Annotated in this window: 9 protein-coding genes; 5 read left to right on the plus strand and 4 right to left on the minus strand. The window is 74.1% G+C overall.

Annotated elements, in window-relative coordinates; genetic code table 11:
* Window positions 1–107: 107 nt before the first annotated feature.
* On the plus strand, window positions 108–1,496 hold the full coding sequence (locus ACFV2S_RS02395) for an FAD-binding oxidoreductase (RefSeq protein ID WP_385553460.1): 1,389 nt from the start codon (window positions 108–110) through the stop codon (window positions 1,494–1,496).
* Between the two features lie 77 nt (window positions 1,497–1,573).
* On the opposite strand, the gene ACFV2S_RS02400 is transcribed toward ACFV2S_RS02395, so the two are convergent.
* Both ACFV2S_RS02400 and ACFV2S_RS02405 read right to left on the minus strand, forming a co-directional pair.
* On the minus strand, window positions 1,574–2,038 hold the full coding sequence (locus tag ACFV2S_RS02400; protein ID WP_385553462.1) for a VOC family protein: 465 nt from the start codon (window positions 2,036–2,038) through the stop codon (window positions 1,574–1,576).
* A gap of 147 nt (window positions 2,039–2,185) precedes the next feature.
* On the minus strand, window positions 2,186–2,551 hold the full coding sequence (locus ACFV2S_RS02405) for an SAV_915 family protein (RefSeq protein WP_385553464.1): 366 nt from the start codon (window positions 2,549–2,551) through the stop codon (window positions 2,186–2,188).
* A gap of 297 nt (window positions 2,552–2,848) precedes the next feature.
* Between ACFV2S_RS02405 and ACFV2S_RS02410 the strand changes: the two genes are divergently transcribed.
* Both ACFV2S_RS02410 and ACFV2S_RS02415 read left to right on the plus strand, forming a co-directional pair.
* A complete protein-coding gene (locus ACFV2S_RS02410) occupies window positions 2,849–3,370 on the plus strand; it encodes a hypothetical protein (RefSeq protein ID WP_385553466.1) in 522 nt (173 codons plus the stop codon).
* A 97-nt stretch (window positions 3,371–3,467) separates the two neighbouring features.
* Window positions 3,468–4,040 carry an antibiotic biosynthesis monooxygenase gene (locus tag ACFV2S_RS02415; RefSeq protein ID WP_385553468.1) on the plus strand — a complete coding sequence of 191 codons (573 nt, stop codon included), beginning with the start codon at window positions 3,468–3,470 and terminating at the stop codon, window positions 4,038–4,040.
* On the opposite strand, the gene ACFV2S_RS02420 is transcribed toward ACFV2S_RS02415, so the two are convergent.
* Window positions 4,030–4,563: an SRPBCC domain-containing protein gene (locus ACFV2S_RS02420; protein WP_385553470.1), complete on the minus strand. Its 534-nt coding sequence runs from the start codon at window positions 4,561–4,563 to the stop codon at window positions 4,030–4,032. The genes ACFV2S_RS02415 and ACFV2S_RS02420 overlap by 11 nt on opposite strands.
* Window positions 4,564–4,698: 135 nt before the next feature.
* Here ACFV2S_RS02420 and ACFV2S_RS02425 point away from each other — a divergent pair, with 135 nt between their 5' ends.
* On the plus strand, window positions 4,699–5,136 hold the full coding sequence (locus ACFV2S_RS02425) for a winged helix-turn-helix transcriptional regulator (protein WP_383801883.1): 438 nt from the start codon (window positions 4,699–4,701) through the stop codon (window positions 5,134–5,136).
* A 45-nt stretch (window positions 5,137–5,181) separates the two neighbouring features.
* Window positions 5,182–5,433 carry an EF-hand domain-containing protein gene (locus ACFV2S_RS02430; RefSeq protein WP_329852811.1) on the plus strand — a complete coding sequence of 84 codons (252 nt, stop codon included), beginning with the start codon at window positions 5,182–5,184 and terminating at the stop codon, window positions 5,431–5,433.
* A 39-nt stretch (window positions 5,434–5,472) separates the two neighbouring features.
* Here ACFV2S_RS02430 and ACFV2S_RS02435 read toward each other — a convergent pair.
* A partial coding sequence (locus ACFV2S_RS02435; RefSeq protein WP_385553473.1) for a glycosyl hydrolase family 28-related protein occupies window positions 5,473–7,468 on the minus strand: 1,996 nt, incomplete at its 5' end.

Here is a 7,468-nt window from a genome sequence, read left to right on the forward strand (position 1 = left end):
AGGAGCAACCCGAAGGTTGCGCGTCATGGGCTCGCGGGGCCGGTGGGGCGGGAGGAGACTGAAGGGGTAGCGCGGCCGGCAGGCAGGGGTGCCCAGGAGGAGTGGTCATGGGCGGCACGGCGGTGGAGACCCTGCGCGAAGCGCTGCACGGCGAGGTGATCGGCCCGGAGGACCCCGGGTACGACGAGGCCCGCACGATCTACAACGCGATGATCGACCGTCGGCCGGCCGTCATCGCGCGGTGCGCCGACACCACGGACGTCCGGACCGCGGTCCGGTTCGCCCGCGAGAGCGGCATGGACCTCACGGTCCGCGGCGGCGGGCACAGCGGCGGCGGCCTGTGCCTGGCCGACGGCTCACTGATGATCGACCTGTCCGGCGTCCGCTGGGTGCGGGTGGACCCCGAGGCGCGGACGGCCCTCGTCGGCGGCGGCAGTCAGCTCGGGGACCTGGACCACGAGGCGCACGGCTTCGGGCTCGCGACACCCGCCGGGATCATGTCGACGACCGGCGTCGGCGGACTGACCCTCGGCGGCGGACACGGGCACCTGACCCGCGCGTACGGACTCACCGTCGACAACCTCCTCGCGGCGGACGTGGTGCTCGCGGACGGCTCGGCCGTCACCGCCTCCGCGGACGAACACCCCGATCTCTTCTGGGCGTTGCGGGGCGGCGGCGGCAACTTCGGCGTGGCGACCACGTTCACGTACGCCCTGCACCCGGTGGACACCGTCGGCCTGGGCGTCACCCTGTGGGAGCCGGAGCACATCGGGGCGGTGCTGCGCTGGTACCGCGAGTTCCTGCCGGCGGCCCCGGAGGACCTGAACGGCTTCTTCGCCGTCCTGACGGTCGCGCCCGGACCGCCCTTCCCGGAGGAGATCCACGGCCGGAAGATGTGCGGCGTGGTGTGGTGCTCCACGGGCGCGACGGACGAGGAGGGCCTCGCGAGGACGTTCGCCTCCGTCGCCGATCCCGCCCCGCCCGCCTTCCACTTCGCGACGCCGATCCCCTACCCGGCCCTCCAGTCGCTGTTCGACGAGCTGATCCCGAAGGGCCTCCAGTGGTACTGGCGCGGGGACTTCTTCGACCGGATCACGGACGACGCGATCGACGTGCACGGCAGGTTCCTGGAGAACCTCCCGACCGACCTGTCGACGATGCACCTCTACCCCGTCGACGCCGCGGCCCACCGGGTGGGCCCCGCGGACACCGCCTGGGCCTACCGGGACGCGGTCTGGTCCGGCGTGATCGGCGGCATCAGCCCCGAACCGTCCGAGGCGGACGCGATCCGCACCTGGGCCGTGGACTACTGGCAGGCCCTGCACCCGCAGTCGATGGGCGGCGCCTACGTCAACTTCCTGGGCGCGGACGAGGCCCAGGACCGGGTCCGGGCCACGTACCGCGGACACTACGACCGGCTGGCCGATGTGAAGCGCGCGTACGACCCGGACAACGTCTTCCACCACAACCAGAACATCGCCCCGGCGGGGCGTTAGAGCCTGCCGTCCGGATCGCGCGACGGGACCACCGGGTTCCGCCGCCCGCCCCGCCCCGACGGCGCCGGCGCGGCGGGCTAGTCGGACCCCATGGCCTCGGCGGCCCGCCGCTCCATCTCCTCGGGGGTGACGTCCTCGACGTGCGTGGAGAGGTTCCAGCGGTGGCCGAACGGGTCCTCGAACTGTCCGGTGCGGTCGCCGTAGAACTCGTTCTTCACCGGTGACAGCTCCTTGGCGCCCCGGGCGAGGGCGTCGGCGAAGACCGCGTCGACGTCGTCGACGTACACGTGCAGGGTGACGGGCGTGCCGCCCACGGCCTTCGGGGAGCGGAAGTTCATGTCCGGGAACTCGTCCGCGAGCATGACGAGGGAGTTCCCGAGCTCCAGTTCCGCATGGCCGATGGTGCCGTCGGGCGCGGGCATCCTCATGCGCTCGGTCGCGCCGAGCACGGCGACGTAGAAGTCGATCGCGGCCGCGGCCCCGTCGACGCAGAGGTACGGCGTGACGCGCGGATATCCCTCGGGGATGGGTGGGACGGTCACCGGTCTTCCGCCTTCCGGACAGAGGCGGCCGACGCCGACCGCCGTGTGCGACCACTGATATCCCGAGCCCCGGGCGGCGATCCGGCGCCGCGCGGCGGCCCGGGGCCGAATCGCCCTGACGGAGGGTGCGGGCGCCGCCCGGTCCGGTCAGCCCGCGCGCGGGGCGAGCCCGGCCCGCCGCGTCACCGGCGGCCCGGTCCGGCGTGCGGCGGGCGGGGGCGCGGTCACCGGGGGCGCGGTCAGGGTCGGATCGACCGTCAGCAGCCCGACTCCGAGCGGCTCGGTCAGCGAGCGGAGGACCGGCCCGGACAGGCGGACCCACGGTTGTCCCGCTCCGAGGGTGGCGGTCAGCCGTTCCCTGGCGGTGAAGCCGACGGCGGTACGGGCACCCAGCGGGGTGCGGAACAGCCGTACCGTCACGGCGGGTGCGCCCGGCCGGACCGGGACGTACAGGGGTCCGGCCGGGTCCCGTTCCTCGGGCTCGGGATCGTCGTCGTAGCGGAACAGGCACATGGGGTGCTCCTCGGTGCGGGGAAGGCGGTCGGCCCCCGGAAGCGGGGAGGCGATCCGGGGGCGGCACCGAAGCTATGCCCCGTCCTGGGCCCGTCCGGCCTCCCCTGACGCGACCTTGACGAGGAGCGGCGCGCTCCTTGCGGACCCCTGACGCGGCCCGCCGGCAAGGGTGACACCGCAAAGGGGTCGCGGTGGCGCCATTCATGCGCCATGATGGCACCACAAGCGGCGCACGCATGGCTTCATCGGCCGGGGGCGCCCTTCACGGCACGAGTCGTCGACGGGGGCGGACAGATCATGGACACGGCGCGGAAACCGGACCGGGCGGCGCCCGGCGCCCTCACCGCCTTCGCCCGCTTCGCGCTCTGCGGCGGGGGCGTCGGCATCGCGTCGAGCTTCGCCGTCACGGCACTGGCCGGCCTGATCCCCTGGGCCCTCGCCAACGCCCTGGTCACCGTGGTCTCGACGCTCCTCGCCACCGAGCTGCACGCCCGCTTCACCTTCGGCGCGGGCGGGCGCGCGACCTGGCGCCAGCACACGCAGTCGGCCGGATCCGCGGCGGCCGGGTACGCGGTGACCTGTCTGGCGATGCTCGCGCTGCGCCTGCTGGTGGCGGAGCCCGGTGCGGTCCTGGAGCAGGTGGTGTACCTCTCGGCCTCCGCGCTCACCGGGGCCGCGCGCTTCGCGGTGCTGCGTCTCGTCGTCTTCGCACGGACCCGCTCGCGGACCGCTGTCGCCCGCGCCGCCCGCCCCCTGCCGGCGACCGTGTCCCGCGCCCCGTCCCCGGCCGACCCCGCCGCGCTCTGCCGCGCCGCCTGACACCCCGCCGGGCGGCCGGCGGGGGGCCGGCGCGGCCCCGGTCGGCCACGAGCCGCGTACAGTGGGCGCGGGCGCGACGTGATCACGAGGAGTATCAGTGACCGCGGTCAGCCTTGAGCACACCACCGTCCCCGCCGACACCGGCGAGGTGACGCTGCTGATTGCCCGCCGGGTGGAGCCCGGCCACGAGGACACCTTCGAGCGGTGGGCCAAGGGCATCCTCGACACCGCGGCCGCCTTCCCCGGCCACCTCGGGTACGGGCTCTTCCGGTCCTCCGGCGGCGACGCCCCCTGGTTCCTCGTGCACCGCTTCCGGAACGCGGAGGCCTGTCGCGCCTGGCAGGAGTCCCCCGAGCGGGCCGCCTGGTTCGCCGACTGCCGGGGGCACCACCACACGGAGATCGCGCGGCGCAAGCTCACCGGGATGGAGACCTGGTTCGCCAAGCCGGGTTCGACCCGACCGGCGCCGCCCCGCTGGAAGATGGCGATCAGCGCGACGCTCGCGATCTACCCGATCTCGGTGCTCGGCACCCTCTTCCTCGTCCCCCACCTCACCGCCCTTCCCGTACTGCTCAGCAGCGCCGTCGTCGCCTGCGTCTTCAACGTCCTGATGACGTACGTGGCCATGCCGGCCGTGAGCAGGCTCCTGCGCGGCTGGCTCACCCCGTAGCGGCGCCCGGAGGTGCCCCCGCCGCCGCCGCCAGGGCCGCGGGGAGGCCGTTCAGCCGCAGGCGGGTGGCGCCGCGCAGATGCGGCAGGTCGTGGGCCGGTTCGGCGGAAGGGGTCAGGAAGACCGCCTGCTCGGTCCACCGCAGCCGGGTGCCGTCGCCCTCCGGGTGCAGCTCGACGGTCACGAGCGACGACCACCGCGGCACGTCGTCCACCGTGGAGGTGTACGCGAAGACGATCCTGGCGTCCGGCGTGATGGCGAGGTACGTGGAGGCGTAGGCGAGTCGCTCCGGCTCCGCGTCCGGCACGGGGAACTCGCTGGAGGCGACCTCGCCGCCGCCCACGGTGAAGTCGTGCCGGTACGCGGCGCGGCGTCCCGGCATCCGGAACCACCGGCGCCGGACCGCGTCGTCGGCGAACGCCCCGAACACCGCGCCCGGGGAGGCGGCCTGCCGGGACTCGACCGTGAACGTCTCGTGCCGCGCCTCCGGCGGGGCCGACGCGGGGGATCCGGGGACGGACATGTTCACCTCGTGCGATGGGAGTATCGGGGCTGGCCCCGTGGTTGCACTCCGTATGCAACGGGGTGCGCGGGCCTCGATCAAGAGCCCGCCGATACGCACTTCGAAGTCAGCAACGCACAGGAAGGGAACGGCACCTTGGACTCCCCGCCCCGGTCCGGTCCCCCGGCCGCCGGGCCCTCCCCGGAGTGCGCGGCGACGATCACGCTCGTGCGCGACGTGCTCGCCCGCGTCGGGGACCGGTGGACCGTCCTGGTCGTCACCGCGCTCGCCGACGGACCGCTGCGCTTCAAGGCGCTCCACGACCGGATCGAGGGGATCTCCCAGCGGATGCTGAGCCGGACCCTGCGCGCGCTCGCCCGGGACGGCCTGGTCACCCGGACCGCGTACGCCGAGATGCCGCCGCGCGTCGAGTACGCGCTCACCCCGCTGGGCCGCTCGCTCACCGGCACCGTCGCCCACGTCGTGGGGTGGGTGCGGGAGCACCAGGGCGAGATCGTCCGGAACCGCGAGGTGTTCGACGGGCCGGACGACGAGGCAACCCGCGGGGCGGCCGGTGCGTCCTCCTTCACATGACGTGCCGGGCGCAGCCTCGCCCGGCCCCATCCGACAGGACACGCCATGAGTGACAAGGCCCGCATCCTCTTCGACGCGCTCGACCTCGACCAGGACGGCACACTGACCCGTACCGAGGTCATCCGTGCCCTGCGGGAGAAGGGGCCCACCCTGGCGGCGCGGGGCGTGATCCCCTTCTGGGGCGTCGGGGACGTCGACGACTCCGCGGCGCTCTTCGACGCGGCCGACCAGAACGGCGACCGCGTCCTGAGCCCGGAGGAGTTCGCCGCGGTGGTCGACCGCCGCTTCGGCTGGTGACCACAGCGGGCCGTCCCCGTGGGGCCCCGCGCCCCGGCGTCAGGACCAGGGCGCGGGTGCCGGGGGTGCGACGACCGGCGGACGGTCGTCGCAGGTGAGGGTGTTCGGCAGCAGCCAGGGGGCGAGCCAGCCGCCGTCGTTCCCGCCGAGGTCGGTGAGGGTGAACTCCGAGCCGGTGGCGGGGAAGTGGAACGATCCGCAGTTGTTGACGCCGACGGCGCCGACGTTCCGGGCGTCGACGTTCTCGAAGGTGGCGGAGCCGGCGGTGCGGGCGCTGACCACGGAGTTGCCGGTGCCGTCGACGCGGACGTCCTTGAAGTGGACGGACGGGATGCCGTACCGGTCCTTCACCCCGTACTCGCTGACCAGCATGATCGCGTTGTGGGTGGAGTCGAGGTAGTGGTCCCCGGTGACCCGGACGTCCGCGTCGATCGAGCCGTCCAGGGCGTAGAGCCAGAGGGCGCCGAGGCCGATCTTCCAGTTGAGGTCGAGGGTGCCCGCGCGGACCGTGGTGTTGTCGGTGAAGCGGAGGGCGCCGGTGAACGGTTCGGCGCCGAACCGGGCGCCCGCGTGGAGCCCGCTGCCCTCGCGTACGGGATCGGCGACGAGGTTGCCGGCGACGGTGGTGTCCGCTCCCCCGTAGACGGCGATGCCGTTGGCGAGCGTGGGTGACTGGACGGTGTTGCGGGCGACGGTGTTGCGGGCGTCCGCGGTCTTCTCCGACCAGAGGGCGATGCCGTCGTCGCCGGTGTTGCGGACGAAGTTGTTCCGGACGAGCGAGTCGGTGACGCCGGTGTGGAGGTTGAGGGCGTCGGCGATCTGGTCGGTGATCACGTTGTTCGTGACCTTCAGGTTCCGCAGGGGGCCGTCGAACCAGAGGCCGACCTTGGTGTGGTGCAGGTGGAGGCCGTCGATCGTGGAGTCGTCGAGGGCCCCGCCGATCGCGTTGACCTGGTCGGTGTCGATCCGCTCGCGGACGTCTCCCTCGATCGCGAAGCCGGACAGGTGCACGTTCCGGCTGCCCCCCTCGGAGGCCGGCCGGCCGTAGAGGCCGACGCCGGTGTGCCGGGAGCCGTCGGGGGCGGGCTCGGCCAGGGCCACCTGGCGGCCCTTGAGGACGGTGTGCCAATGGCCCGCGCCGACGATCGTGACGTCGTCGACGACGATGTGCCGGTCGACCCGGAAGGTCCCCGGGGGCAGGTAGACGGGCCGGTCGGTGCGGCGGGCGAGGGCGATGGCGCGTTCGATGGCGGGGGCGGCGTCGCGGTGGCCGGTGGGGTCGGCGCCGAAGAGGCGCACGTCGACGCCGCCGCGCTCCACGTGCGGGGCGGCGACGAGTTCGGTGTCGAGGAGGTCGATGACCGTCCAGGCGGCGGGACTGCCGGCCGGGACGGTGAGGCGGATCCGGTCGCCCGCCCGGTGGGTGGCGCCGAGGAGGAGGCGCTGCTCGTCGTAGAAGCGGGTGGGCCGGAAGGGCTTGCCGAAGGTGGGCGCGGGCGTGGTGGCGGCGGGGACGCAGGAGCACTCGGTGAGCCACCAGTCCGGGTGGAGCGGCTCGGCGCCGGGGTCGTTCGTGAACGGGTACTGGTTGTAGAGCCAGGAGTACTGGGACGTCAGTGTCATCGTGCGGTGGTGCCGTCCGTCGACGCCGACGTCCAGGGGCGCGGTGATGCCGCCGCCTCCGGTCGCGTCCGGGATGCTGTAGCGGACGGTCAGGGCGTTGGCCGCGCGGGGCAGGACGAACTCCACGTACTGCCCCGGGACGAGCCGGACCGCCTTCCGGCCGGACGCCTCCGAGGGGAGGGTGTACGGGGTGCGGTCCGGGCCGATGACGGTGCCGTTCGTGCGGGCGTTCTCCGCCTCCTGCTCGTCGAAGGCGACGGTGGCGCCGCGCCCGGTGACCAGGGCCGGGTCGAGTCCGGCGCGGGTGACGACGGGCCCGGTGACGGTCGTCCCGGTGGCGGGCGGGGCGGGGGCGGGCCCCCCCCCCCCCGCACCGGCGCGCGAGCGGCACGCCCCGCGGGTTTGGGGGGCC

The organism is Streptomyces sp. NPDC059695, from assembly GCF_042733785.1.
Lineage (GTDB): Bacteria > Actinomycetota > Actinomycetes > Streptomycetales > Streptomycetaceae > Streptomyces.

Coding starts and splice junctions, on each gene's coding strand:
- ACFV2S_RS02395 (WP_385553460.1), top strand. CDS start 108: ATGGGCGGCACGGCGGTGGAGACCCTGCGCGAAGCGCTGCACGGCGAG.
- ACFV2S_RS02405 (WP_385553464.1), bottom strand. CDS start 2,551: ATGTGCCTGTTCCGCTACGACGACGATCCCGAGCCCGAGGAACGGGAC.
- ACFV2S_RS02410 (WP_385553466.1), top strand. CDS start 2,849: ATGGACACGGCGCGGAAACCGGACCGGGCGGCGCCCGGCGCCCTCACC.
- ACFV2S_RS02420 (WP_385553470.1), bottom strand. CDS start 4,563: ATGTCCGTCCCCGGATCCCCCGCGTCGGCCCCGCCGGAGGCGCGGCAC.
- ACFV2S_RS02430 (WP_329852811.1), top strand. CDS start 5,182: ATGAGTGACAAGGCCCGCATCCTCTTCGACGCGCTCGACCTCGACCAG.